Source organism: Cellulomonas xylanilytica (assembly GCF_007989805.1).
Classification (GTDB): domain Bacteria; phylum Actinomycetota; class Actinomycetes; order Actinomycetales; family Cellulomonadaceae; genus Cellulomonas; species Cellulomonas xylanilytica.
The window spans coordinates 16,656-40,083 of the sequence record NZ_BJUB01000005.1 but is presented as its reverse complement, the minus strand read 5'-3'; the positions used below and the strand labels follow the sequence as shown (position 1 = coordinate 40,083).

The following is a 23,428-nucleotide window of genomic DNA, read 5'->3' as shown; positions in this document are numbered from 1 at the left end:
GGAGCACGATGGCCCTGTTCGACCTTCCCCTGCCCGAGCTCGAGCGCTACCTGCCCGACCTGCACGAGCCGGCGGACTTCGACGAGTTCTGGGCGACGACGCTCGCCGAGGCGCGCACGTTCGACCTCGGCCTGACCGTGACCCCGGTCGACTCCGTGCTCACGGTCATCGACGCGTTCGACGTGACGTTCGCCGGGTTCGGCGGGCACCCGATCAAGGCCTGGCTGACGAGGCCCGCGGGCGCGACGGGTGACCTGCCCGCGGTGGTCGAGCTCATCGGGTACGGGGGCGGGCGCGGGTTCGCGCACGAGCGGCTCGCCTGGGCCGCCGCCGGGTACGCGCACCTGGTGATGGACACGCGCGGGCAGGGCTCCACCTGGGGCGCCGGCGGGCACACGCCCGACCCCGCCGGCTCCGGTCCCGCGTCGCCGGGCGTGATGACGCGCGGCGTCCTCGACCCGCACGAGCACTACTACCGGCGGCTCATCACCGACGCGGTCCGCGCGGTCGACGCCGCGCGTGCGTTGCCCGGCGTCGACGCCGCGCGCGTGACCGTGGCCGGGATCAGCCAGGGCGGCGGGCTGGCGCTGGCGGTCGGTGGGCTGGTGGACGGGCTCGCCGCGGTCATGCCCGACGTGCCGTTCCTGTGCCACTACCCGCGCGCGCTGGGCATCACCGACGCGTTCCCGTACGGCGAGCTCGTGCAGTATCTGGCGGTGCACCGCGACCAGGAGGCGACCGTCCTGCGCACCATGTCGTATCTGGACGGCGTGCACTTCGCGCGACGGGCGTCGGCGCCGGCGCTGTTCTCGGTCGCGCTGCGGGACCAGACGTGCCCGCCGTCGACCGTGTTCGCGGCGTACAACCACTACGCGGGGCTCTCGGGATCGCGACCCGCCACCGACATCGAGGTCTACGCGTTCAACCAGCACGAGGGCGGGCAGGCGCACCAGCTCGACCGGCAGCTGCGCTGGCTGCGGTCGCTGCTCGCGTCCCCGTCGCGGGCCGCGCTCGTCTCAGGCGGCCAGTCCTAGCCGGAACCACTGCGGTGCGGTCCTCGACATGGGCCAGCCCAGACCGGCGGTGCTGGCCGGCTCGGCCGCGAGCAGGTCCCAGCGTGCGAACGCCGACTGGATCTCCGCCCGGGTCACGCCGCCGACGACGGAGCGCAGTCGGCTCGCACCGAACTCGAGCATCAGCAGCGTCGCGCCCGGGTTCGCCAAGGCGGTGACCCCGCGGCCCATCGCCGTCCGCTCGGCGAGGTCCAGGTGCTGGAGGCAGCCGACGTCCAGGAAGAAGTCGAACGTGCCCAGGTCGGCCGGCAGCGCCGTCACGTCGGCCACCAGGAACCGTGCGCCGGACGACCCGTGGGCGCCCGACACGGCGATGGCGTGCACCGCGGTGTCGACGCCGACGGCGTCCCAGCCCCTGCGGGCGAGCTCGTGGGTCTGCCGGCCGCGACCGCACCCCAGGTCGAGGGCCCGGCCCGGCGGGTGCGGGCGGTCGACCTCCTCCCGGTCCAGCAGCGCGCAGACCGTCGCCTCGGCCATCCGCCCGTAGTGCTCCCACGGCGCGAACCCGATGCGGTAGGCCAGGCCGTACCCCGTGCGGACACCCTTCATCGCCCGACACCTCCGGTCCCATCCCAGCACCGGACGGCTCCGGTGCACAGACCTAGCGGACGCTCAGGCGCTCCAGGCCGCCGACCAGGCCCGTGACGAGGAAGTCGAAGCTGGTGTCGACGTCGTCGGGCATGCCGAAGCCGCCGTCGAGCTCGAGGACGACGAACCCGTGCACCGCGGCGCGGACGGCGCGCACGGCGTCGATCCGGCGGTCGTCCGGGATGCCGAGCGCGGCGACGGCGTCGGCGATCCTGTCCACCACCCGGACGCTGGCCTCACGGACGGCGTGCGCGTCCGGGTCGTGCACCCAGGCCGCCCCCTGGACCGCCTGGTAGCGCCCGGGGCTGCGGCGGGCGACGTCCCGGATGGCCCGTGCCATGGCCGGGACCAGGTCCGCGCCCGAGTGGTCCGCGCGGACGGACCGGAGCGCGGCGTCGTACTCCTCGATGCAGACCAGCGCGACCTCGCGGCGCAGCGCGGGGAGCCCGGCGACGTGCTTGTAGAGGCTGGGGACCGCGACGCCGGCCCTGGCCGCGACGGCGGCAAGGGTCAGGTCCGAGAACCCGGTCGAGCCGCCGTCGTCGACGACCGCGAGGGCCAGGTCGACCACGGTCGCCCGGTCGAGCCCGGCCCTAGGCACGCGCGCTCGCGGGCACCTGGAGCCGACCGTCAGCGTCGCGGGGGAGGTCCGCGAGGAAGGCGAGCGTGCGGGGGACGACGACCTCGGGCGCCTGGTGCTGGGGGTAGTGGGCGACGTCCGGGATGAGGATGACGTCGGCGTCGATCGCGCCGCGCAGCCACTCGGCCTCCGCTGCGGGGTCCGCGAAGTCGGGGTCGATCGCGCCGACGAAGGCGATGGCGGGAGTCGTGATCTCCGGGACGCGGGCCTCGACCGGTGCGTGTGTCAGCTGGGCCGTCAGGTGCCGGAAGGAGCGCAGGTGGGCGGGGTCCTTCATCGCCGCCCGCAGGTCCGCGACGTGCTCGTCCAGCCACGGCGCCTTGGTGCCGCGGTTGAGGGTCCCGCGGTAGTACGAGGCCCACGCCGCGGCGCCCCACGGTCGGGCGAACAGCGCGCGCATCAGGCCGTGCGCGGCGGCGGTGACGACGGCCGGCATCGTGCGATCCCGCAGGAACGGGCCGGTCAGGACGAGGCCCGCGACGAGGTCGGGTCGCTCGGCGGCTGCCCACGCGGCGGCGCCGGCCCCCATCGAGTTGCCCACGAGGACCGCCGGTCCGCCCAGGTGCTCGACGAGCGCGAGGGCGTCCTGGCCCGTCACGACGTCGCCGTGCGTGGCGAAGGTGGTGTCGGAGTCGCCGTGACCACGCAGGTCCAGGGCGGCCACGCGGTGGCCGGCCGCGACGAGCGGGCCGGTCAGCTCGCGCCACGTGCTGCGCAGGTCCCCCATGCCGGGGATCAGGACGACGAGCGGGCCGGCGGCAGGACCGTCGAGCGAGTAGGCGATGCGACCTTCGGGGCGGCTCAGGTGCTGTGTCATGACGCAAAGCTAATGCTATTAGCCAACGACGTCAACCCTCGGTTCGGCGGCTGTCGGTCGAGGTTGGCAAGATGGTGCGCGCACTGTCATCCACCGAAGGAGTACGTCATGTCCGCAGCGCTGCCCGAGGTCTCGGGTTCTTTCGGCCAGAAGCCGACGCTGACCTTCCCGGACGCCCCGGCGTCCGGTGAGCTCGAGGTCCTGGTCCTGTCCCGCGGCGACGGTGCCCTCGTCGAGGCCGGCGACGAGCTCGAGGTCCACTACCTGGGCCAGTCCTGGCAGGGCGGCATCTTCGACAACTCGTACGACCGCGGCTCCACGACCAGCTTCCCGATCGGCGTCGGCATGGTCATCGCCGGGTGGGACCAGTCGCTCGTCGGCCAGCAGGTCGGGTCGCGCGTCCTCGTCTCGATCCCGTCGCACCTCGGCTACGGCGACCGTGGCGTGCCGCAGGCCGGCATCAAGGGCGGCGACACGCTCGTCTTCGTGGTCGACATCGTCGGCACCAGCGGCAGCTGAGCACCGGCCGACGGCCCCCTCCACCAGCGGGCGGAGGGGGCCGTCCGCTGCCCGGTCTCGTGCGTATCCTCGGCCTGTGACAGGCGGCGAGGTGACCATCGGCGAGTTCGCCCGCCGGTCCGGGCTCTCGCTCAAGGCGCTCCGGCTCTACGACGCCCGCGGGCTCCTGCAGCCGGTGCGGGTCGACCCCGCGAGCGGGTACCGCTACTACGACCCGGAGCAGCTGGCCCGCGCGCGCACCATCTCCCTGCTGCGGCGCCTGGAGATGCCGCTCGGCGCGATCGCCGACGTGCTCGCCGAGCCCGCCGGGCAGGGACACGCCATCCGGGCCTGGTGGGACGGCCGCCGACGCGAGCTGGTCGACCGCGGACCCGAGCTCGACCTCGTGCTGCAGTCCCTCGGTGCACCGACAGGTCCGGTCCACCCTGGCCACCTCGGCGTCGACGACGTCGTCGTCCGGCCGGTCGAGGCCCGGACGGTCGCGACGGTGCGCCGCCACGTCGTGCAGGAGGACCTGGTCGCCGCCTTCGCGTCGGACGTGCTGGAGCTGCGCGCGTTCCTCGACGCGGCCGGTGCGACGTACGGGACCGAGTTCTGGGTGCTGTTCCACGGCGCGGTGGGTCACGACGGGGACGGCCCGATCGAGACGTGCGTCCCGTACGAGGGGGCGGTCGTCCCCGTCGGACCGGTCGTCCTGCGCGAGGAGCCCGCGCAGACGATGGCGTTCGTGCCGGTGACCGCGGCGGACTGCCGCTACCCCCAGATCATCGGCGCGTACGTCGCGCTCGAGACCTGGTTCACCACCGACGGTCGTCGGACCGCGGGACCGACGCGGGAGATCTACCCCGTCCCGTGGTCGGACGAGGTCGTCGTCGCGCACGTCGCGCAGCCCGTCGCTTGACCCTGCCCCAGGGGGAGGGCCCACGCTGGCGTCATGCCTGATCTCGCCGCGTACGCCACGCACAGCCCGTTCACCGACCCCGGACCCCACGCCGTGCTCCTCAAGGCGGTTCCCCCGGACCCCGCCGCGCTGCACGCGGCGGCCTGCCGCACGGTCGTGCACTACCGCGCGGGCGCCGAGCAGCTCGCGCCGGGGCAGGACGCCGACATCGACCTGCGCTGGCTGGCGGACATCCTCGGCGAGGCGCAGGAGCGCGCGACCGGCCCGCTCGACGCCGCCCGGGAGCCGGCCCAGCAGATCGCCGGATGCTGCCGGGACCACACGCTCTTCGCGATCGGCGTCCTGCGCGAGCACGGCATCCCGGCGCGCAGCCGGGTCGGCTTCGCGGGCTACTTCCGGCCCGGGTTCCACCACGACCACGTGGTCGCCGAGCACTGGGACGGGTCGCGCTGGGTGCGCTTCGACGCCGAGCTCGACGCCGCGAACCCCTGGTTCGGCTTCGACTCGCACGACATGGCGACCGGCCTCGGGGCACCGTTCGAGACGGCCGCCGAGGTGTGGCTGGCCCATCGTCGCGACGGCCTCGACGTGTCCACGTACGGCGTGGACCCCTCCCTGCCCGAGCTGTGCGGACCGGAGTTCGTCCGGGGCTACGTCGTCACCGAGCTGGCGCACCGGCAGCGCGACGAGCTGCTGCTCTGGGACGTGTGGGGCGACACGCTGCCCGAGACGTCGACGCCCGCCGAGGAGCTGGACCGCCTCGCCGACGAGATCGCGGAGCTGCTGGTCGCCGCGGACGGCGGTTCCGCTGCGGCCGAGGCGGAGCTGGAGCAGCGGTACGCGAGCGACCCGCGCCTGCGTCCCGGCGAGCAGGTCGTGACGCTGTCCCCGACCGGACGGGTCGGCGACGCGGACCTCGTCGCGAAGGTCAACCGCTGGCGGGCCCCGGACGCACAGGGCTGATCGGGCGGGTTCAGGAGCCGGTGCCCGGCGGTTCGGTCTCCGCGTCCTCGAGGACCTCGAGGCCGACCGGTCGCAGCCCGCGCATCCGGACGGCGATGCCGTAGGGGTCCGCGGCGGGGAACGGGCACTCGCCGACGTGGACGAGCCACTCGTCGGACTCGTCCAGCACCAGCGAGAGCTCGTCGAGGACGTCGGCGACCACCGCACCGGCGTCATCGAGCCCGACTGCCTGCGGGTCCGCGCGGGCGGTTGCCACGAGGAACGCGAGGGCGTCGTCGAGCACGCCGGGCACCGCTGCGACGATCCTGGTCGCGAGGTCCGCGGCCTGCTGCGGCACCCGGCCGTCCGTGCTCGTCATGAGGTGGACGGCGAGCACCCCACCAGCACACGCGCGGTGGGTGCACGGAACGACGGCGGTGCGGTGCCAGGTGCCGTCCGGGACCGGCTGCGGCTCGGACCAGCCGAGGTCGCGGGGTCCATGCTCGTGTACCGCGCCGGCGGAGGTGTCAGGCACGGGTCCCGAGGACGTGCCGCTCGAGGAAGTCGTTGCGGAAGACGCCGTCGGGGTCGGTCCGCGCGATCAGGGCCTGGAAGTCGTCCCAGTGCGGGTAGAGGCGCGCGAGGTCGCGGTTCTCGTCGGCGAAGAGCTTGCCCCAGTGCGGCCGCGCGTCGAACGGCGCCAGCGCGGCCTCGATCGTCGGCAGCACCGCCTCCACCTCGGCCTGCCGGGGCAGCCACGTGAAGTGCAGGCCGACCCGGGGGCCGCCCTGCGCGCCGGACAGCCACAGGTCGTCACCGGCCATCGTGCGGACCTCGGTGACCTGCAGCAGCGGTGAGACCAGGTCGCTCAGCGACCGGACGGCCTCCAGGGCCGCGACCGCGTGGGCGCGCGGCACCAGGAACTCGGACTGCAGCTCGTCGCCGTTGCTCGGCGTGAAGTCCATCCGGAAGTGCGGCAGGCGGTCGTGCCACGGGCCGGGCTGGCCCAGCTGCGCGGTGCAGTTGACCGGGTCGATGCCGGGCAGGGGGTGCCGCGGGCCGTCGGCCGGGACCGTGCCGAACAGGTCGGTGCGCAGCGTGTAGCCCGGCGTGACGCGGGTCTTGCGCCAGACCTGCTGGATGGTCTCGCCGGTCCAGTCGGTGAAGAGGCTCACGGAGTCGGCGCTGCTCGTGATCTCGTCCAGGTGCTCCAGCGCCTGCGCCCACGGCAGGTCGACGTGGACCTCCTGGGCGACCTCGTACGTGGGCTCGATGTCGAGGGTCACGCGGGTCACGACGCCGAGCGCGCCCAGCGCGACGACGGACCCGGCGAAGTCGTCGTCGCCACGGCGGACCGTCCGCAGCGTGCCGTCGGGTCCGACGACCTCCAGGGCGGCGACGGCCGACGCCAGGTTGCCGCTCGCGTCCCCGGACCCGTGCGTGGCGGTGGCGACGGCACCGGCCACCGAGATGTGCGGCAGGGACGCCAGGTTGTGCACCGCCCAGCCCGCCGGGTGCAGGTGCTGCGCGAGCGTCCCGTAGCGCGTGCCGCCCGTGACGGTCACCGTCCGGGCCTGCTCGTCGACCTGCGGCTCGCCGTCGAGCTCGTCGAGCGCCACGAGCGCGGCGGGGTCGTCGGCGAGGTCGTTGAAGCAGTGCCGGGTGCCCAGCGCGCGGATCCGCGGGGACCGCGCGACGAGCTCCTGCAGCTCCTCGACGGACGTCGGGTGGTGCACGACCCCCGCGCGGTAGACGTAGTTGCCGGCCCAGTTCGTCAGTGTCACCGGACCAACCTACGGTGCGGGAGCGGTGACGAAGATGTCGAACATGCTGGGGTCGTGGGCGTGCACCAGCACCATGAACACGAACAGGTCGAACAGCAGGTGCACCGCGACCACGTACGTCAGCGACGTGGTCCGCCGGAAGATCCACCCCTGGATCAGCGCGAACGGGATGGTCAGCAGCGGCCCCCACTCGCGGTAGCCCAGCTCCCACAGGAACGACACGAACACCGTCGCCTGCAGCAGGTTGGCCAGCCAGAACGGGAAGTGCGGCCGCAGCAGCGCCAGGACCACGCAGATGAAGAACAGCTCGTCCCAGATGCCCACGGCGTTCACGCCGACGAACAGCCGGGCCACGTCGCCCGTGCCGTCGAGGTCCGGCCAGTTCTGCCACACGCCGGACCCGAGGAAGTACGCCGGCAGGATCAGGTACGCCGCGAACGCCACCGCCACCAGGTACAGCGCCTGCCAGCGGTCCCAGCGGCGGCCCGTGCGCACGGGGAAGTGGATCGTGTCGTCGTGGAACACCCGGCTCGACAGGACGGTCGGCACGACCACCGCCAGACCGAGCGCGAGCGTGAACTTCAGCATGCCGACGTTGGACAGGTCCGCCTTCAGCGAGATCGTGCTGATGATCACCTGGCCCAGCGCGATGAGGCCCAGGTCCCGGCCCAGCTTCCGGTCCACCACCAGCCCCAGGGCGACGCCCAGCACCAGCGGCACGTACCCGAGCGGGCGCACGTGGACCGCGAACAGCAGGACCGCCGCACCGCACACCAGCGCGGCGGCGAGGATGCGCATCGCCGACAGGGCGGGCGGCTGGTCGACGACCGCGGGGTGGTCGTGGGTGGCGCTGGACAGGTCGGGCACGGGCGGGCCTCCAGGGTCTCGACGTGCAGTCTGACTGCTCGTCGGCCGCTGGGCGACACTTGGCCCATGGACCTGCCGCGCGTCGCGATCACCTACTGCACGCAGTGCCGCTGGCTCCTGCGGGCCGCCTGGTACCAGCAGGAGCTGCTGACCACGTTCCACCGCGAGCTCGGCGAGGTCGCGCTGCGGCCCGCGACCGGGGGTGTGTTCCGGGTCGAGGTCGACGGGGTGCTCGTGTGGGACCGCTCGGAGCGCGGCGGGTTCCCCGAGCTGCCGGACCTGAAGCGGATCGTGCGGGACCTCGTGGCGCCCGACAAGCCGCTGGGGCACACCGACCGGGTGGCGCAGGACTGACCGACGGCGGCACCGAGGTGGACGTTCGTGCAGGTGGACCGGGGTCCAGCACCAGGTGGACGACCGTGGACGGGTCCGCGCGTGCGTCGATAAGTTCGCGGCGGACCGGCAAGGAGAGCGACCTGGCCGGTCCGCCACAGACGCTCCCGAGGGCGGCTGGCCGGGAGACGGGGGACTCCGGCCGGCCCCATGACGGGCGGGTGACCGACAGCGGGGGCTCCTCGGTCACCCGCCCGTACATCTGGGACGGGCGGCGCTCGCCGCGGCAGCGAGATCGTGGCATCGACCCGAGATCGTGGGTGCGACGCCACGATCTGACGCCCGACCCACGATCTCGGTCAGCGGCTACGCGCCGGTCGGACGCGGGCAGGAGACGCCCGTGCCGCCCAGGCCGCAGTAGCCCGCCGGGTTCTTGTCGAGGTACTGCTGGTGGTAGCCCTCGGCGTAGTAGAACGTGCCGGCCTCGTCCGCGGACCGGATCTCGGTGGTGATCTCCCCGAAGCCGGACTTGGTCAGCCGCGGCTGGAACTCGTCGCGGGTGGTGCGTGCGGCGAGCTCCTGCTCGGGCGTCGTGGTGTAGATCGCCGACCGGTACGTGGTGCCGACGTCGTTGCCCTGCCGGTACCCCTGCGTCGGGTCGTGGGACTCCCAGAAGGTGCGGAGCAGGTCGTCGGCCGAGACGACCGTGGGGTCGTACGCGACCATCACGATCTCGGTGTGCCCGGTCTGGCCGGTGCAGGTCTCCTCGTAGCTGGGGAAGGGTGTGAACCCACCCTGGTAGCCCACGGCGGTCGTGACGACCCCGGGGATCTTCCAGAAGGTGCGCTCGGCGCCCCAGAAACAGCCCATCCCCACGTAGAGCACCTCGGTGCCCTCGGGCCACGGACCCTGCAGGGGGGTGCCGAGGACGGTGTGGGTGGTCGGGACGGCGTACGCGTAGCGGTCGCGTCCGGCGAGGGCCTTCTCGGGGGTCACCATCGTGGTCTTGAGGGCGGAACCGAACAGCCAGTTCATGGTCGTGATCCTCTCCGGGAGCCCGGTTGGTCACCTGGGTCCTCCCGGGATCTGCAACGGTACGCACCCCGCTGGTGTTCCCGCGCGCATGAAGAAGTCTTGACCGAACCAATACCATACCGAGAGCGCACCCTCCCATGACCCGCAGCGCACCGTGCGCGACCCGTCGCGGCGGGAACGCCGGGAGCGCCTAGCCTGGGACGCGTGACGAACCACGCGCACCCCCACGACGACGACTGGTCCTCCGCAGGCTTCTCGACCCGCGCCATCCATGCAGGTCAGGACCCGGATCCCGCCACCGGGGCGGTCGTCCCGCCCATCTACGCCACCTCGACCTACAAGCAGGACGGCGTCGGCGGCCTGCGGGGCGGGTACGAGTACTCGCGCTCCGCCAACCCGACGCGCACCGCGCTGGAGTCGGCCCTCGCCGCGGCGGAGGGCGGCGCCGCGGGCTTCGCGTTCGCCTCGGGCCTCGCGGCCGAGGACACCCTGCTGCGGGCGACCCTGCGGCCCGGCGACCACGTCGTGGTCCCCAACGACGCGTATGGCGGCACGTACCGCCTGATCGCGCGCGTCTTTGGGCCCTGGGGCATCGAGCACACGCCGGTCGACCTGTCCGACGCCGACGCGGTGGTCGCCGCGATCCAGCCCGGCCGCACGAAGGTGGTCTGGGTGGAGACGCCGACCAACCCGCTGCTCGGCGTCGCCGACATCGCGGTGCTGGCCGCGCACGCGCGCGCCGCGGGTGCCCTGCTCGTCGTCGACAACACGTTCGCGACGCCCTACCTCCAGCAGCCGCTCGCGCTGGGGGCCGACGTCGTCGTGCACTCCACGACCAAGTACATCGGCGGGCACTCGGACGTCGTCGGCGGTGCGCTGGTCGTCGCGGACGGTGCACAGCTGCCCGTGGGGCTCGAGTCGCCGACGGGGACGACGAACCTCGCGGACGCCGTGCGGTTCCACCAGAACGCGTCCGGCGCGGTCGCGGGTCCGTTCGACGCGTGGCTGACGCTGCGCGGGCTCAAGACGCTCGCGGTGCGCATGGACCGCCACGAGAGCAACGCCCGCGCGATCGCCGACTTCCTCGTGGCGCACGACGCGGTCACGTCCGTGATCTACCCGGGTCTCGACAGCCACCCCGGGCACGAGGTGGCCGCCCGGCAGATGACCGGGTTCGGCGGGATGGTCTCGTTCCGGACCGGCAGCGAGGCGTCCGCGCTGGCGGTCTGCGGGGCGACGCACGTGTTCACGCTCGCCGAGTCGCTCGGGGGCGTGGAGTCCCTGATCGAGCACCCGCACAAGATGACCCACGGGTCCGTGGCGGGGACGGAGCTGGAGGTCCCCGACGACCTGGTGCGCCTGTCCGTCGGCATCGAGGACGTCGCCGACCTGATCGCCGACCTCGACGCCGCGCTGGCCGAGGGACGCGCCGCGTGAGCACACCTGCGGGGAGCGTGAGCGCGCCGACGACCCGTCCACCGGCCACCGACGGCACGTCGGTTCCCCCGTCGGTCCGCAACGCCGCCGCGTGGTCGTGGCGCCTGCTGCTGATCGGGGCCGCGCTCGCGGTCCTGCTGTGGCTCCTGAGCGAGCTCAAGGTCGTCGTGGTGCCGATCGCGGTGGCGCTCCTGCTGACCGTGCTGCTCACGCCGTTCGTCGGCTGGCTGGTCCGGCGCGGGCTCCCGCGCGGGGCGGCCGTGGGGCTGTCGCTGGCCGGGCTCGTCGTGCTCGTGGCCGGACTGCTCACGCTGGCGGGCCGCTCGATCGTCAAGGGCTTCGGTGAGCTGTGGGACCAGGCCGCGCAGGGCGTCGACAAGCTGACGACGTGGCTGGCGGAGGGCCCCCTCCAGCTCACGACCTCGGACATCTCGGGGTGGGTGGACCGCATCCAGGGGTCGCTGAGCGGCGGCAGCTCCGAGCTGGTGACCGGTGCGCTGCACGCTACGACGACGGTCGCGCACGTGGCCGCCGGGTCCCTCATCACGCTGTTCTGCACGTTCTTCTTCCTGCTCGACGGGCGCACCATCTGGGCGTGGGTCGTCGGCCTGCTCCCGCGCGGGTCCCGCGAGCACGTCCACCAGGCCGGGCGGCGCGGGGTGGTCACCCTCGGCGCGTACACCCGGACGCAGATCCTGGTCGCCGGCGTGGACGCCCTCGGCATCGGTCTCGGCGCGGCGATCCTGCAGGTCCCGCTCGCGCTGCCCCTCGCGGTGCTGGTGTTCCTCGGCTCGTTCATCCCGATCGTCGGCGCGGTGGTGACCGGCTCGATCGCGATCCTCGTCGCGCTGGTGTCCAACGGCCCCGCGACGGCGCTCTGGATGCTGGTCGTCGTCATCGTGGTCCAGCAGCTGGAGGGGCACGTGCTCCAGCCGTTCCTCATGGGCCACGCGGTGTCGCTGCACCCCGTCGCGGTGCTGCTGTCGGTGGCGGCGGGCTCGTTCGTCGCGGGGATCGTCGGCGCCCTGTTCGCCGTGCCGATCGCCGCGACCCTCAACACCGTGATGCTCTACCTGCACGGCCACGACAAGTTCCCGCAGCTGGGCACCGACGACCACGTCCCCGTGCGCGGACGAGGGCACCCCGTCCTCGACCGCGCCATCGCGCAGGTCGCCGAGGCGACGTCGGAGCGCGTGGCCACGGAGGCGGAGATCGCCGAGCGTGCCGAGGCCGACGAGCAGCCCGCGACGGTCGACACGGTGGCGGAGGACGCCGGCGAGCCGGGCGGCCCGGACGATGCGTCGCCGACGAGCAGGCGATGACCGGCCTCGCCGACGTCCGTGACGCGGCGGCGCTGCTCGAGGGGATCTCGGACCGCACCCCCGTGCAGCTGAGCCGTGCCCTGTCGCAGGCGTGCGGGGCCGAGGTGTGGCTCAAGTGCGAGAACCTGCAGCGCGCCGGCTCGTTCAAGCTGCGCGGCGCCTACGTGCGCATGGCACGGCTGACCGATCAGGAGAAGGCGCGCGGCGTCGTCGCGGCCAGCGCGGGGAACCACGCGCAGGGCGTCGCGCTCGCGGCCCGGATCCTCGGGCTGACCGCGGTGGTGTTCATGCCGGCCGACGCCGCGCTGCCGAAGATCGCCGCGACGCGGGACTACGGCGCACGGGTCGAGCTGGTCGGCGCGAGCGTCGACGAGGCCCTGGTGCACGCCCGGGAGTTCGCGGAGCGCACCGGTGCCGTGCTCATCCACCCGTTCGACCACGAGGACGTCGTCGCCGGGCAGGGCACCATCGCCCTCGAGATCGTCGAGCAGGTGCCGGACGTGGCGACCGTCGTCGTGCCGATCGGGGGTGGAGGCCTGGCCGCCGGGGTGGTCGCCGCGCTGGCCGAGCTGCGGCCCGACGTGCGGATCATCGGGGTGCAGGCCGCACGCGCCGCGTCGTACCCCGCGTCGCTCGCCGCGGGCCACCCCGTGCCCGCGCCCGAGCTGCGGACCATGGCCGACGGCATCGCGGTCGGCCTGCCCGGCACCGTGCCGTTCGAGATCCTGGCCGGCCACCACGTCGAGGTCGTGACCGTCTCGGAGGAGGACCTGTCCCGCGCGCTGCTGCTCGTCGCGGAGCGCGCCAAGATGCTGGTCGAGCCGTCGGGCGCGGCCGCCGCGGCCGCGGTCATGGCGGGCGTCGGTCCGCTCGAGGGCCCGGTCGTGGTGATCCTGTCCGGCGGGAACATCGACCCGCTGGTCCTCATGCGGGTGGTCCGCCACGGGCTCGCGTCGGCGGGGCGGTTCCTGCAGCTGCAGGTCCGGATCGACGATACACCGGGCGCGCTCGCCGACCTGCTGCGCGCCCTGGCGGACACGGGCGGGAACGTCATGCACGTGTCGCACGCGCGGACCGTCGGGGACCTGCAGCTCGACGAGGTCGCGATCGTGGTGCAGGTGGAGACCAAGGGTCCCGACCACTGCGAGCACGTGCTCGAGCGGCTCCGCGCCGCGGGCTACCGGCTCGGCTGACAGACGACGAGGCGCCCCCCCGGACAGGGAGGGCGCCTCGTGGTCCGTGCGGGGCTCAGCCCGTGAAGGGCTTGGCGTCCGTGATCTCGACCTGGATCTCGCGCCCGTTCGGTGCGGTGTACGAGGTCGAGTCGCCGACCTTGGAGCCGTTGATGGCGGCACCGAGCGGCGACGTGGGGGAGAAGACCTCGATGTCGGACGTCCCGGCGATCTCGCGGGAGCCGAGCAGGAAGACCATCTCGTCACCGGCCACGACGGCCGTCACGACCATGCCGGGCTCGACGACACCGTCGTCCGGCGGCGTCCCGATCTGGACGTTGCGCAGCTTCTCCTTCAGCTCGCGGATCCGGGCAGCCTGCTTCGCCTGCTCCTCGCGAGCGGCGTGGTAGCCGCCGTTCTCCTTGAGGTCGCCCTCGTCGCGTGCGGCGGCGATGCGCTCGATGACCTCGGCGCTGCCCTCGCCCTCGAGGTGGGCGAGCTCGGCCGTGAGGCGGTCGTAGGCCTCCTGGGTCAGCCATGTGGCCGCAGTCGTGTCGGTCACGATCGCTCCTTTCCTGACGTGTGTGCCGGACGGGCCGATACCGCGCTGCCCGGGGGGCCAGCGCTCGGCAGTCCGATCGACCGGACGCGTCCTGCGGACGCATCCGGATAGCGGGTACTCCAGGGGTGCTCCGCCGTTCCCTCGCGGTCGGGTGGACCAGTGACGGCGCCGGACCGGGGCGGCGTTGAAACGAACAGGATAGCAAGGCGGGGCCGACGGAGCCCCGATATCACCCGGGGGGAGGCACCGGGGTCAGTCTCCGGCGGTCGGCTCCTCGACCAGCTCGCAGGAGTCCACGACCCCGGTCACGGCGAGCTCGGTGGTCTGCACGGTGACCGTGACGCGACGGGTGGCCGCGTCGGCAGGACCGACCTCGACCGTGCGGACGCCGACCTCGGCGTACGACTCCGACAGCGCGGTGACGGTGCACGTCACCGTCGCCTCCTTGGGCTTGGTCACCTCGAAGGTCACGTCGACGGACCGGGCGCCGTCGACGGCGAAGCCCACGTCCTTGAACGACAAGGGCTGGCCCGCCATGGACAGGCCGACCCAGATGACGACCGCGACGCCGACGACCGCCGCCGCGAGGATGCCGATCCGCCCGCGCCGGGCCGACCGTGCGGTCGGCTCGGGGCCGTACCGACCGGCGGGCGGTCGGACGGCGGGCTGCGCGAGACCGTCCCCGCCGGACGGCGGTCGGGTGTCGGGCGACTGGGTCACGGAGCTCCTCGTGCCTCGCGCGGCAGACGCGAGCGGGACGGTGCGGGTGCGGGTGGTGGCGCGACGCGAGCGCCGCGTGCGCGATCATTGTCTCTCGTCCACCATCCCGCCCGTGCCGAGCGGACCGCGACCCCGCGGTCCCGGCGGGCCATCGGCGGGCGACCGACGGGAGGCCCGAGGTGACCGGAGAGCGGCTGCGCCTGATGGCGGTGCACGCCCACCCCGACGACGAGTCGAGCAAGGGCGCCGCGACCACGGCGAAGTACGCGGCCGAGGGCGTCGACGTCCTCGTCGTGTCGTGCACGGGCGGTGAGCGCGGCGACGTGCTCAACCCGCAGCACCCCGCGGTCGAGGGCGGGCTGGACGGCATGCGGGAGTACCGCAGGCACGAGATGGCCGCCGCGGCGAGCGCGCTGGGCGTGCAGCACCGGTGGCTCGGCTTCGTCGACTCCGGCCTGCCCGAGGGCGACCCGCTGCCGCCGCTGCCGGAGGGCTGCTTCGCGCTGGTCCCGCTCGAGGAGGCGGCGGCCCCGCTGGTCCAGCTGGTCCGCGAGTTCCGGCCGCACGTCATCACGACGTACGACCCGACGGGCGGCTACCCGCACCCCGACCACATCATGTGCCACCGGGTGTCCGCGGAGGCGTTCGCGGCCGCCGGGGACCCGGAGCGCTACCGCGGGCTGGGCGAGCCGTGGGCGCCGTCGAAGCTCTACTACAACCACGGATTCTCGCTCGCGCGCATGCGGGCGGTGCACGACGCGATCGTCGCCGCCGGCCGCGAGTCCCCGTTCGGCGACTGGCTCGACTCCCGGCAGGCCCGCGAGGTGCCCGAGCGTGAGGTGACCACGCGCATCGAGTGCTCCGCGTACTTCCCGCAGCGCGACGACGCCCTGCGCGCCCACGCCACGCAGATCGACCCGGACGGCTTCTTCTTCGCGGTGCCGCGCGAGCTCGAGGTCGCCCAGTGGCCCACCGAGGAGTACGAGCTCGCGGTGTCGCACGTGCCGGTGACCCTGCCGGAGGACGACCTGTTCGCCGGGCTGCGTGGGGACGCGACCGCATGATCGCCGCCCTGCTCCGCGTCGCACCGGACCCCACCCCGTCCCCGACGGACGTCACGATCGACGGCACCCCGCTGGGCTCGCCGGGGTTCCTCGGCTTCGTGTTCACGTTCGCGCTCGCGCTCGCGGTCGTCTTCCTGTTCCTCTCGCTGACCAAGCAGCTGCGGGTCGTGGACCGCCGGGCGAAGGCGCTGGGCCTGGACGACGAGGACGGCTCCGACGACCGCACGGCCCGTCCGCATGCGGACCTCGGGCTCGTCGACGCCGGACCCGGGGGTCCGGACCTCGAGGTGGACGCCGACGTCGAGGTGGCGCCCCGGGACGTGCACCCGGACGACGAGCCGCCCGCGCGGGGCGCCTCCCGATGAGTGCCGCCCCCCAGCCGCCGCAGCGTCCCGCCGTGCGGGTGACCGTGGCGCAGCTGCAGGTCAGCGACGACCACACGGCGAACCGCGAGGCGGTGGGGGACGCGTTCGCGACGGCGTCCCGGGCGAGCGCGGACGTGCTGGTGCTGCCGGAGTACGCGTCGGGGTTCGACGCCCGCGGTGTGGGCGCCGAGCACGCGGAGCCGCTCGACGGGCCGTTCGTGACGCTGCTGCGGACGCGCGCGCGGGCGACGGGCGTGGCGGTGCTGGCCGGGACGACGCTGCCGGCGGACGGCGACGACCCGCGCGCGGTGAACGCGGTCGTGGCCGTCGACGGGTCCGGCGAGCTGGTCGGCGTCTACCGCAAGGTGCACCTCTACGACGCCTTCGGCCAGCGGGAGTCGGAGCGGCTGGCGCCGGGGCCGGCGGACGCGCCGCCGCTCGTCGTCGAGGTCGGCGGTCTGACGTTCGGGGTGCTGACCTGCTACGACCTGCGGTTCCCGGAGTCGGCGCGCCGGCTGGTCGACGCGGGCGCCCAGGTGCTCGTCGTGCCGGCGGCGTGGGCGTCGGGCGATCTCAAGGCGATGCACTGGCGGACCCTGGCGATCGCGCGGGCCATCGAGAACACCGCGGCGGTGGTCGCCGTGGGGCAGGCCGGCAGGGGGGTCACCGGGCGCTCGCTCGTGGTGGCGCCCGACGGTGTGGTCGGCCTGGAGATGGACGAGCAGCCACAGGTCCGGACGGTGGACCTGGACGGTGCGGCGCTGCTGCGCGTCCGGGAGCAGAACCCGTCGCTGGCCAACCGGCGGTACGCGGTGGTCCCGGTCGGCTGAGCCCTGCGGTCAGACCGACCCGTACGACGCGAGCGACACCGCGACGTAGTGGCAGCCGTAGCCGACCACGGTGAGCACGTGGAAGATCTCGTGGAACCCGAACCAGCGCGGGCTCGGGTTGGGCCACTTGGTGCCGTACACGACGGCACCGAGGGTGTACGCCAGGCCGCCGATGGCGATGAGCAGGACGATCGCGAGGCCGCCGGACCGGTAGAACTCCGGGAAGAACCAGACCGCGACCCAGCCGAGCGCCACGTAGACGGGCACGTAGACCCAGCGGGGTGCACCCAGCCAGAAGACGCGCGCGAGCAGGCCGACGAGCGCGCCCGACCACACGACGACCAGCAGGGTGCGCGCGGTGCCGGCGGGCAGCAGCAGCACCGACAGCGGCGTGTAGGTGCCGGCGATGATCAGGAAGATGTTGGTGTGGTCGAGCCGGCGCAGGACCCCGGCGACCTTGGGCGACCAGTGGCCGCGGTGGTAGACGGCGCTGGTGCCGAAGAGCATCACGGCCGTGAGACCGAAGACGGCGGTGGACCACTTGGCCTGCGGCGTGGGGGACAGCACGACGAGCACGATGGACGCGATCAGCACGAACGGTGTGACGCCGGCGTGGATCCAGCCCCGCAGGTGCGGCTTGACGGTCTCGGCGACCCGGTCGACCAGGCCGTCGTGGTCGTCGGACCCCTGCTGCCCGAGGGTCCCGGAGGAGGCCACGGACGGTGCGCCCGGCTGTCCCGGGGCGGGCGCGGGGGAGGAGCTCATGGACCGGACTCGATTCGTCAGCGGAAACCTACGACACCGTAGGTTACGACACCGTAGGTAGCGTGTCGACCACGCCGGGGGCGATGTGACGCGGTCGGCGCGACCCTTCCGAAACTACCTCCCGCGGGCGCCCGGCGGTGCACGGGCGGAACCTGTGAAGGTCCCGTGCGTCGACGTCCCGCGCTGCGGGAGTCCGGGTCCGCCGGGCCCGACCGGCGAGTACGGTGAGCGGGTTCTTGTCGCCTGGACCGAGGAGTGCGCGTGCGTCTGCCCCACCCGCTCTACGGGCTGTACGAGCGCCGGCTGGCGGCGTCGCTCCCGCAGGACGGACTGCCGCGCCACGTCGGCGTCATCCTCGACGGCAACCGCCGCTGGGCGCGCAGCATGGGCGAGTCCACCCGGCACGGGCACCAGGCGGGGGCGGACAAGATCGCGGACCTGCTGCAGTGGAGCGAGGACATCGGGGTCGAGGTCGTCACGCTCTGGATGCTGTCCACGGACAACCTCGCCCGGAGCGCCGACGAGCTGGAGCCGCTGCTGCGGATCATCGAGGACGCCGTCGCCGCGCTCGCGGACACGGGCCGGTGGCGGATCCAGGCGGTCGGCGCGCTCGAGCTGCTGCCGGAGCAGACCGTCAAGGCCCTCGTCGCGGCGCAGGACGCCACGGCGTCGGTGACCGGCCTGCACGTGAACGTCGCGGTCGGCTACGGCGGGCGCAAGGAGATCGCCGACGCCGTGAAGTCGTTCCTGCGCCAGCACGCCGAGGCCGGGTCGAGCCTGGACGAGCTGGCGGAGGCCTTCGACGTCGAGCACATCGCCGAGCACCTCTACACCAAGGGCCAGCCGGACCCCGAGCTCGTGATCCGCACCTCGGGGGAGCAGCGGCTCGGCGGGTTCCTGCTCTGGCAGAGCGCGCACTCCGAGTTCTACTTCTGCGAGGCGTACTGGCCGGACTTCCGGCGGGTGGACTTCCTGCGGGCGGTCCGCGCCTACGCCGCCCGGGAGCGTCGGGGCGGGCGCTGACGGTTCACCCGCAGGACGTGTAACCGTCATGTGACCGGTGGCGTGTCGACGCTCCGGGGCATCGGTAGCGGGCGTACTTTCCGCCGTAGAGGACAGCGACCGCCGTCCCCGGGAGGCCAGCCCATGGAGCATCCGCTCCGGGAGGAGGGCCGGATCCGGCTCTCCGTCACCGGAGGGGCCGACCGCCCCCGTCCCGTCGCCGTACGTCGGTGCGTGGTCCTGCTCTGGCAGGACGCCGGTGTCCGGTGCCCGTCTCGGCGCACGTAGCGCCAGAGGGAGCCTGCCGTGGTCAGCAAGGCGCAGCACGACCCCCAGTCCGCGACCCCCGCCACCGTGACTGATGGCCGCAAGACCCACGTGCTCGACACCTCGGTGCTCCTCTCAGACCCGCGGGCGATCCTGCGGTTCGCGGAGCACGACGTGGTCCTCCCCGTCGTCGTCATCACGGAGCTGGAGGCCAAGCGCCACCACGCCGAGCTGGGCTACTTCGCCCGGTCGGCCCTGCGGATGCTCGACGACCTGCGCATCGAGCACGGCCGCCTGGACACCCCGATCCCGCTGGGGTCCGACGGCGGCACCCTGCGGGTCGAGCTGAACCACACCGACCCCGCGGTCCTGCCGGCCGGGTTCCGGCTCGGCGACAACGACACCCGGATCCTCGCCGTCGCGGCCAACCTGGCGGCCGAGGGGCGCGACGTCGTGGTCGTCTCCAAGGACCTGCCCATGCGCGTCAAGGCATCGGCCGTCGGGCTGACCGCCGAGGAGTACCGCGCGGAGCTGGCCGTCGACTCCGGGTGGACCGGGATGGACGCGCTCGACCTCGCCGAGCAGCAGATGTCGCAGCTGTGGGAGCACGAGACCATCCCGCTGGCCGACGTCGCGGCCGGCTTCCCCGGGGGCAACCAGACCCCGAACGACCTGCTCTGCCACACGGGCGTGGTGCTGCACAGCCCCCGCGGGTCGGCGCTGGGCCGGGTGACCGCGGACAAGCACGTGCAGCTGGTGCGCGGCGACCAGGACGTCTTCGGGCTGCACGGGCGCAGCGCCGAGCAGCGGATCGCGATCGACCTGCTGCTCGACGAGGAGATCGGCATCGTCTCGCTCGGCGGTCGCGCCGGGACCGGCAAGTCGGCGCTCGCGCTGTGCGCGGGGCTCGAGGCCGTCCTGGAGCGTCGCCAGCACCGCAAGGTGATGGTGTTCCGGCCGCTGTACGCGGTCGGCGGCCAGGACCTGGGCTACCTGCCCGGCAGCGCCGACGAGAAGATGAACCCCTGGGCGCAGGCGGTCTTCGACACCCTCGGTGCGCTGGTGTCGAAGGAGGTCGTCGAGGAGATCATGGACCGCGACATCCTCGAGGTCCTGCCGCTCACGCACATCCGCGGGCGCTCGCTGCACGACGCGTTCGTCATCGTCGACGAGGCCCAGTCGCTCGAGCGGAACGTCCTGCTGACGGTGCTGTCCCGCATCGGGCAGAGCTCGCGCGTGGTCCTGACGCACGACGTGGCCCAGCGCGACAACCTGCGGGTGGGCCGGCACGACGGGGTCGCCGCCGTCATCGAGGCGCTCAAGGGGCACCCGCTGTTCGCGCACATCACGCTGACGCGCTCGGAGCGGTCGCCCGTCGCCGCGCTGGTGACCGAGCTGCTGGAGAGCATCGAGGTCTGACCGACCGGCAGGACGCCCGGGGACCCGGGCGTCCTGCCGGACTCACCCGTGCTGCTCGTGGAACCGTTCCAGCTCGCGGACCAGCGCACCGAGCCCGACGGTCAGGGCGGCCCGTTCCTCGGCGCTCAGCCGGACGAGCAGCCGGCCGTGGTGCTCCCTGAGCTCGGCGCCGACGCGCTCGGCCACGTCCCGCCCCTCGGGGGTGAGCTGGAGCCGGTAGAGGCGCCGGTCGTCGACGTCGCGCTCGCGGCTGATCCAGCCCCGCTCCTGCATGCCCGCGGCGAGCCGGCTCACGGTGCTCTTCTCCAGGCCGAGCCGGGCGGCGAGCTCCTGCTGCGAGAGGGCGCCGGCCTCGACGAGCTCTCCGAGCGCGAAGGTCTCCGAGACCGAGAGCCGGACGCCCGCGTGCTCGTGCGGCCGCTGGACGGACTCGAGGAAGCCGCTCGACCGGGCGATCTGCTGGATGAACCGGCGCAGCGCGCTGTCGTCAGGAAGAGTTGTGCTCTGCAACTGTTTCGCCTACTGTCTTCCGGTAGGAGTTGTGGCGTACAACCATACGGGAGGATCCCATGGCCGACACGGACCACCAGCACGGGCACCGGCACCGGCGCGGGCACGGGACCGGCCCCATGCACGACCCGAAGGGGTACGAGCGCCTCTCGGCGCGACTGGCCACGCGCCTCTACCGCCGGGTCGCGCGGGACGTCACCGACCTCCGGCTGCCCGCGGGGTCGCGGGTGCTCGACGTCGGGACCGGCCCCGGCACGCTGCCCCGGCTGATCGCCGCGTCCGCCCCCGGCCTGCAGGTCGACGCCGTCGACGTCGCACCCGAGATGATCGCCTGGGCCCAGCAGACCGAGACGCCCCGCGTGACCTACACGGTCGCCGACGTCGAGTCCCTGCCGTGGCCCGACGCCACCTTCGACGTGGTCGTCTCCAGCCTCAGCCAGCACCACTGGGGCGACGCGGCCGCAGGCCTGCGGGAGATCCGGCGCGTGCTCCGGCCCGGGGGCCAGGCATGGGTCTACGACTTCGGGTGGGCGCTGGCCGAGGCCGGGTCCACCACCTCGACGCTCGCACCGACGACGGACGTCACCCACGAGCGCTCCGTCCTGCGGATGTGGTGGTTCTTCTCCGTCGGGCGCCTGGTCCTGCGCGCGAGGTGAGGTGCCGGCAGCCGGTCCGCGGTCAGCCCTGGACCAGCTTCCCGTCGGCGATGTGCAGCACCCGGTCGGCCAGCGAGACCATCAGCGGGTCGTGGGTGGAGACGATGGCCGTCATGCCCTCGGCCTCGACGACCGCGCGGATCAGGGCCATGACCGCCGTGCCGGTCTCGGTGTCCAGCTGGCCGGTCGGCTCGTCCGCCACCAGCAGGCGCGGCGAGTTCGCCAGCGAGCGTGCGATCGCGACGCGCTGCTGCTGACCGCCGGAGAGCTCGCCCGGACGCTGCAGGGCATGGCCGCCGAGACCCACCAGGTCGAGCAGGAGCTGGACACGGGCCTCGCGGTCGGCGGTCGGCAGCTTGCGCAGCCGCAGCGGCACCCCGACGTTCTCCGCGGCCGACAGCACCGGCACCAGGCCGAACGTCTGGAACACGAACGAGACGACATCCCGGCGCAGGTCGACCAGGCCTCGCTCGTCGAGCGTGGAGACCTCCCGCCCGTCGACGACGACGCGCCCCGCGTCCGGCCGGTCGAGGCCGCCGATGACGTTGAGCAGCGTGGTCTTGCCCGAACCCGAGCGGCCGACCAGCGCGACCAGCTCACCGGGCGCGATGGTGAACGAGATGTCCTGGAGCGCGTGGACCGCTGCGGAGCCCATGCCGTAGGTGCGGCTGACGTTCTCCACACGGACGACGGGCTCCGTGCTCGTGGCACCCGTCGGTGCGGGCGTGGTGAGGGCGGTGGTCACCGGTCGGCCTCCTGCTCGGCGGACGGGGCGGGTGCGGCGGGCGGTGCCGGGACGGCGGGGACGGCCCCGGTCGGCGTGGCGGAGTGCCGGCCCGACGGGCGGTCGGAGGTCCGCGCCGGGAGCGGGCGGTCGGGCCAGAGCGACACGTGCGATTCCTCGAGCGCCAGCCGGACCTTGCCCACCAGGTTCAGCGCCTCGCGGTACTCGCGCGGCAGCTGCACCCGGCCGGCACGGTCGAGGACCGCGAGCTCCTCGGCGACCACGTGCTCGGTGCCGTCCTCCCGGGTGTGCGTGCGACGGACGACCTCGGAGCTCGTCCGACCGTCGCGGATGGCGACCGTCCGCTGCACGTGCTCGCTCACGCCGGGGTCGTGGGTGACGACGACGACCGTAGTGCCCAGCTCGCGGTTGACGGTCCGCAGACCCTCGAGCACGTCGTGCGACGTGGCGGAGTCGAGCTCACCGGTCGGCTCGTCGGCGAACAGGACCTGCGGGGAGTTGGCGAGGGCGACCGCGATCGCGACCCGCTGCTGCTCGCCACCGGACATCTGCCCGGGCCGGCGGTCGGCGCAGTAGCCGACGCCGAGGACGTCCAGCAGCTCGGTCGCCCGGCGGTCACGCTCCTTGCGGGGGACCCCGGCCAGCGCCATCGGGAAGGCCACGTTCTCGGTGCCGCTCAGGTACGGCACCACGTTGCGGGCCGTCTGCTGCCAGACGAAGCCGACCATGGACCGCCGGTACTCCACCCGCTGCGCCCCGGTCATGCCCATGAGGTCCCACGGGCCCACCCGCACCTTGCCGGCGGTGGGCACGTCGAGGCCGGACAGCACCGACAGCAGCGTCGACTTGCCGGAGCCGGAGGCGCCGACGATGGCGACGAGCTCTCCGTCCTCGACGAGCAGGTCGAGGCCCTGCAGGGCCTGCACCTCGACGCCCTCGGACTGGTAGATCCGGACCAGCGAGTCGCACACGATCAGCGCGTGCTCACCGAACGCGTCGGTGCGCTGCCGGGCGCGCTCCTCGAGCGCGCCGAGAGTCGGCTCCTCGACCGTCTGGATGGCGTTCATCACAACCTCCTGCGTGTCGCCGTGTC

27 protein-coding genes are annotated in these 23,428 nt (G+C 73.6%); 14 read left to right on the top strand and 13 right to left on the bottom strand.

Features of this window, described 5'->3' with window-relative positions:
• Positions 1–8 precede the first annotated feature (8 nt).
• On the top strand, positions 9–1,034 hold the full coding sequence (locus CXY01_RS09035; protein WP_146927108.1) for an acetylxylan esterase: 1,026 nt from the start codon (positions 9–11) through the stop codon (positions 1,032–1,034).
• On the opposite strand, the gene CXY01_RS09030 is transcribed toward CXY01_RS09035, so the two are convergent.
• The 3 genes from CXY01_RS09030 to CXY01_RS09020 are packed head-to-tail and all read right to left on the bottom strand — an operon-like array spanning position 1,017 to position 3,118.
• Complete coding sequence (locus CXY01_RS09030) at positions 1,017–1,622, bottom strand: class I SAM-dependent methyltransferase (RefSeq protein ID WP_146927107.1); 606 nt, start codon at positions 1,620–1,622, stop codon at positions 1,017–1,019. The two genes, CXY01_RS09035 and CXY01_RS09030, sit on opposite strands and share 18 nt — an antisense overlap.
• A 52-nt stretch (positions 1,623–1,674) precedes the next feature.
• The gene (locus CXY01_RS09025; protein ID WP_146927106.1) at positions 1,675–2,262 is read right to left on the bottom strand and encodes a TetR/AcrR family transcriptional regulator; all 588 of its coding nucleotides are present in this window, start codon (positions 2,260–2,262) and stop codon (positions 1,675–1,677) included.
• The gene (locus CXY01_RS09020) at positions 2,255–3,118 is read right to left on the bottom strand and encodes an alpha/beta fold hydrolase (protein ID WP_146927105.1); all 864 of its coding nucleotides are present in this window, start codon (positions 3,116–3,118) and stop codon (positions 2,255–2,257) included. The genes CXY01_RS09025 and CXY01_RS09020 overlap by 8 nt, the downstream gene beginning before the upstream one ends.
• A gap of 108 nt (positions 3,119–3,226) precedes the next feature.
• On the opposite strand from CXY01_RS09020, the gene CXY01_RS09015 reads away from it, so the two are divergent.
• The 3 genes from CXY01_RS09015 to CXY01_RS09005 all read left to right on the top strand — a co-directional run bounded on the left by CXY01_RS09015 (position 3,227) and on the right by CXY01_RS09005 (position 5,501).
• Positions 3,227–3,637, top strand: coding sequence for an FKBP-type peptidyl-prolyl cis-trans isomerase (locus CXY01_RS09015; RefSeq protein ID WP_146927104.1), 411 nt, complete (start codon positions 3,227–3,229; stop codon positions 3,635–3,637).
• Between the two features lie 76 nt (positions 3,638–3,713).
• Entirely contained in the window at positions 3,714–4,538 is an 825-nt protein-coding gene (locus CXY01_RS09010) for a MerR family transcriptional regulator (RefSeq protein WP_186813341.1), read from the top strand.
• A 33-nt stretch (positions 4,539–4,571) separates the two neighbouring features.
• Positions 4,572–5,501, top strand: coding sequence for a transglutaminase-like domain-containing protein (locus tag CXY01_RS09005; protein ID WP_146927102.1), 930 nt, complete (start codon positions 4,572–4,574; stop codon positions 5,499–5,501).
• A 10-nt stretch (positions 5,502–5,511) separates the two neighbouring features.
• On the opposite strand, the gene CXY01_RS20810 is transcribed toward CXY01_RS09005, so the two are convergent.
• From CXY01_RS20810 to CXY01_RS08990, 3 genes are all read right to left on the bottom strand, one after another.
• Positions 5,512–5,859, bottom strand: coding sequence for a hypothetical protein (locus CXY01_RS20810; RefSeq protein ID WP_186813340.1), 348 nt, complete (start codon positions 5,857–5,859; stop codon positions 5,512–5,514).
• A 148-nt stretch (positions 5,860–6,007) separates the two neighbouring features.
• Positions 6,008–7,264 (bottom strand): D-arabinono-1,4-lactone oxidase, encoded by a 1,257-nt coding sequence (locus tag CXY01_RS08995; RefSeq protein ID WP_146927101.1) that lies wholly within the window; start codon positions 7,262–7,264, stop codon positions 6,008–6,010.
• A gap of 9 nt (positions 7,265–7,273) precedes the next feature.
• On the bottom strand, positions 7,274–8,062 hold the full coding sequence (locus CXY01_RS08990; RefSeq protein WP_146927305.1) for a CPBP family intramembrane glutamic endopeptidase: 789 nt from the start codon (positions 8,060–8,062) through the stop codon (positions 7,274–7,276).
• A gap of 135 nt (positions 8,063–8,197) precedes the next feature.
• Here CXY01_RS08990 and CXY01_RS08985 point away from each other — a divergent pair, with 135 nt between their 5' ends.
• The gene (locus tag CXY01_RS08985; RefSeq protein WP_146927100.1) at positions 8,198–8,485 is read left to right on the top strand and encodes an Rdx family protein; all 288 of its coding nucleotides are present in this window, start codon (positions 8,198–8,200) and stop codon (positions 8,483–8,485) included.
• A gap of 345 nt (positions 8,486–8,830) precedes the next feature.
• Here the strand turns inward: CXY01_RS08985 and msrA are convergent, their stop codons facing one another.
• Positions 8,831–9,499: a peptide-methionine (S)-S-oxide reductase MsrA gene (gene msrA / locus CXY01_RS08980; RefSeq protein ID WP_146927099.1), complete on the bottom strand. Its 669-nt coding sequence runs from the start codon at positions 9,497–9,499 to the stop codon at positions 8,831–8,833.
• 204 nt (positions 9,500–9,703) lie between these two features.
• On the opposite strand from msrA, the gene CXY01_RS08975 reads away from it, so the two are divergent.
• Genes CXY01_RS08975 through ilvA form a run of 3 tightly spaced genes read left to right on the top strand, consistent with a single transcriptional unit; the run spans position 9,704 to position 13,451 of the window.
• Positions 9,704–10,936 (top strand): cystathionine gamma-synthase, encoded by a 1,233-nt coding sequence (locus CXY01_RS08975; RefSeq protein WP_146927098.1) that lies wholly within the window; start codon positions 9,704–9,706, stop codon positions 10,934–10,936.
• Positions 10,933–12,258 (top strand): AI-2E family transporter, encoded by a 1,326-nt coding sequence (locus CXY01_RS08970; protein ID WP_371862759.1) that lies wholly within the window; start codon positions 10,933–10,935, stop codon positions 12,256–12,258. Before CXY01_RS08975 ends, CXY01_RS08970 begins: the two co-directional genes overlap by 4 nt.
• Positions 12,255–13,451 (top strand): threonine ammonia-lyase, encoded by a 1,197-nt coding sequence (gene ilvA, locus CXY01_RS08965; protein ID WP_146927097.1) that lies wholly within the window; start codon positions 12,255–12,257, stop codon positions 13,449–13,451. Before CXY01_RS08970 ends, ilvA begins: the two co-directional genes overlap by 4 nt.
• Before the next feature lie 55 nt (positions 13,452–13,506).
• Here ilvA and greA read toward each other — a convergent pair whose 3' ends face one another.
• Both greA and CXY01_RS08955 read right to left on the bottom strand, forming a co-directional pair.
• Positions 13,507–13,992, bottom strand: coding sequence for a transcription elongation factor GreA (gene greA, locus CXY01_RS08960; RefSeq protein ID WP_146927096.1), 486 nt, complete (start codon positions 13,990–13,992; stop codon positions 13,507–13,509).
• Positions 13,993–14,244: 252 nt separating this feature from the next.
• Positions 14,245–14,712: a DUF4307 domain-containing protein gene (locus CXY01_RS08955; RefSeq protein WP_186813339.1), complete on the bottom strand. Its 468-nt coding sequence runs from the start codon at positions 14,710–14,712 to the stop codon at positions 14,245–14,247.
• Positions 14,713–14,891: 179 nt separating this feature from the next.
• On the opposite strand from CXY01_RS08955, the gene mca reads away from it, so the two are divergent.
• The 3 genes from mca to CXY01_RS08940 are packed head-to-tail and all read left to right on the top strand — an operon-like array spanning position 14,892 to position 16,971.
• The gene (mca, locus tag CXY01_RS08950; protein WP_246125191.1) at positions 14,892–15,776 is read left to right on the top strand and encodes a mycothiol conjugate amidase Mca; all 885 of its coding nucleotides are present in this window, start codon (positions 14,892–14,894) and stop codon (positions 15,774–15,776) included.
• Entirely contained in the window at positions 15,773–16,141 is a 369-nt protein-coding gene (locus CXY01_RS08945) for a hypothetical protein (protein WP_146927095.1), read from the top strand. Before mca ends, CXY01_RS08945 begins: the two co-directional genes overlap by 4 nt.
• Entirely contained in the window at positions 16,138–16,971 is an 834-nt protein-coding gene (locus CXY01_RS08940) for a carbon-nitrogen hydrolase family protein (protein WP_146927094.1), read from the top strand. Before CXY01_RS08945 ends, CXY01_RS08940 begins: the two co-directional genes overlap by 4 nt.
• A gap of 9 nt (positions 16,972–16,980) precedes the next feature.
• On the opposite strand, the gene trhA is transcribed toward CXY01_RS08940, so the two are convergent.
• Complete coding sequence (trhA, locus tag CXY01_RS08935; protein WP_146927093.1) at positions 16,981–17,736, bottom strand: PAQR family membrane homeostasis protein TrhA; 756 nt, start codon at positions 17,734–17,736, stop codon at positions 16,981–16,983.
• A gap of 261 nt (positions 17,737–17,997) precedes the next feature.
• Here trhA and CXY01_RS08930 point away from each other — a divergent pair, with 261 nt between their 5' ends.
• Together CXY01_RS08930 and phoH2 are read left to right on the top strand one after the other, a co-directional pair.
• A complete protein-coding gene (locus CXY01_RS08930) occupies positions 17,998–18,759 on the top strand; it encodes an isoprenyl transferase (RefSeq protein WP_146927092.1) in 762 nt (253 codons plus the stop codon).
• Between the two features lie 285 nt (positions 18,760–19,044).
• Entirely contained in the window at positions 19,045–20,424 is a 1,380-nt protein-coding gene (phoH2, locus tag CXY01_RS08925; protein WP_371862758.1) for an RNA 5'-3' helicase PhoH2, read from the top strand.
• 42 nt (positions 20,425–20,466) lie between these two features.
• Here phoH2 and CXY01_RS08920 read toward each other — a convergent pair whose 3' ends face one another.
• A complete protein-coding gene (locus tag CXY01_RS08920) occupies positions 20,467–20,934 on the bottom strand; it encodes a MarR family winged helix-turn-helix transcriptional regulator (RefSeq protein ID WP_146927091.1) in 468 nt (155 codons plus the stop codon).
• Positions 20,935–20,993: 59 nt separating this feature from the next.
• Here CXY01_RS08920 and CXY01_RS08915 point away from each other — a divergent pair, with 59 nt between their 5' ends.
• Positions 20,994–21,590 carry a class I SAM-dependent methyltransferase gene (locus CXY01_RS08915; RefSeq protein WP_146927090.1) on the top strand — a complete coding sequence of 199 codons (597 nt, stop codon included), beginning with the start codon at positions 20,994–20,996 and terminating at the stop codon, positions 21,588–21,590.
• A gap of 22 nt (positions 21,591–21,612) precedes the next feature.
• Here the strand turns inward: CXY01_RS08915 and CXY01_RS08910 are convergent, their stop codons facing one another.
• Both CXY01_RS08910 and CXY01_RS08905 read right to left on the bottom strand, forming a co-directional pair.
• The gene (locus CXY01_RS08910) at positions 21,613–22,245 is read right to left on the bottom strand and encodes an ABC transporter ATP-binding protein (RefSeq protein WP_146927300.1); all 633 of its coding nucleotides are present in this window, start codon (positions 22,243–22,245) and stop codon (positions 21,613–21,615) included.
• Between the two features lie 86 nt (positions 22,246–22,331).
• Positions 22,332–23,402, bottom strand: a complete 1,071-nt coding sequence (locus CXY01_RS08905; protein ID WP_146927089.1) for an ABC transporter ATP-binding protein — start codon at positions 23,400–23,402, stop codon at positions 22,332–22,334.
• Positions 23,403–23,428: the final 26 nt, after the last annotated feature.

Excerpts from the sequence above, each read along its gene's own strand:
- CXY01_RS09035 (WP_146927108.1), top strand. The coding sequence starts at position 9 with ATGGCCCTGTTCGACCTTCCCCTGCCCGAGCTCGAGCGCTACCTGCCC.
- CXY01_RS09030 (WP_146927107.1), bottom strand. The coding sequence starts at position 1,622 with ATGAAGGGTGTCCGCACGGGGTACGGCCTGGCCTACCGCATCGGGTTC.
- CXY01_RS09020 (WP_146927105.1), bottom strand. The coding sequence starts at position 3,118 with ATGACACAGCACCTGAGCCGCCCCGAAGGTCGCATCGCCTACTCGCTC.
- CXY01_RS09015 (WP_146927104.1), top strand. The coding sequence starts at position 3,227 with ATGTCCGCAGCGCTGCCCGAGGTCTCGGGTTCTTTCGGCCAGAAGCCG.
- CXY01_RS09005 (WP_146927102.1), top strand. The coding sequence starts at position 4,572 with ATGCCTGATCTCGCCGCGTACGCCACGCACAGCCCGTTCACCGACCCC.
- CXY01_RS20810 (WP_186813340.1), bottom strand. The coding sequence starts at position 5,859 with ATGACGAGCACGGACGGCCGGGTGCCGCAGCAGGCCGCGGACCTCGCG.
- CXY01_RS08990 (WP_146927305.1), bottom strand. The coding sequence starts at position 8,062 with ATGCGCATCCTCGCCGCCGCGCTGGTGTGCGGTGCGGCGGTCCTGCTG.
- CXY01_RS08985 (WP_146927100.1), top strand. The coding sequence starts at position 8,198 with ATGGACCTGCCGCGCGTCGCGATCACCTACTGCACGCAGTGCCGCTGG.
- msrA (WP_146927099.1), bottom strand. The coding sequence starts at position 9,499 with ATGAACTGGCTGTTCGGTTCCGCCCTCAAGACCACGATGGTGACCCCC.
- ilvA (WP_146927097.1), top strand. The coding sequence starts at position 12,255 with ATGACCGGCCTCGCCGACGTCCGTGACGCGGCGGCGCTGCTCGAGGGG.
- CXY01_RS08945 (WP_146927095.1), top strand. The coding sequence starts at position 15,773 with ATGATCGCCGCCCTGCTCCGCGTCGCACCGGACCCCACCCCGTCCCCG.
- CXY01_RS08940 (WP_146927094.1), top strand. The coding sequence starts at position 16,138 with ATGAGTGCCGCCCCCCAGCCGCCGCAGCGTCCCGCCGTGCGGGTGACC.
- trhA (WP_146927093.1), bottom strand. The coding sequence starts at position 17,736 with ATGAGCTCCTCCCCCGCGCCCGCCCCGGGACAGCCGGGCGCACCGTCC.
- CXY01_RS08915 (WP_146927090.1), top strand. The coding sequence starts at position 20,994 with ATGGCCGACACGGACCACCAGCACGGGCACCGGCACCGGCGCGGGCAC.
- CXY01_RS08910 (WP_146927300.1), bottom strand. The coding sequence starts at position 22,245 with ATGGGCTCCGCAGCGGTCCACGCGCTCCAGGACATCTCGTTCACCATC.
- CXY01_RS08905 (WP_146927089.1), bottom strand. The coding sequence starts at position 23,402 with ATGAACGCCATCCAGACGGTCGAGGAGCCGACTCTCGGCGCGCTCGAG.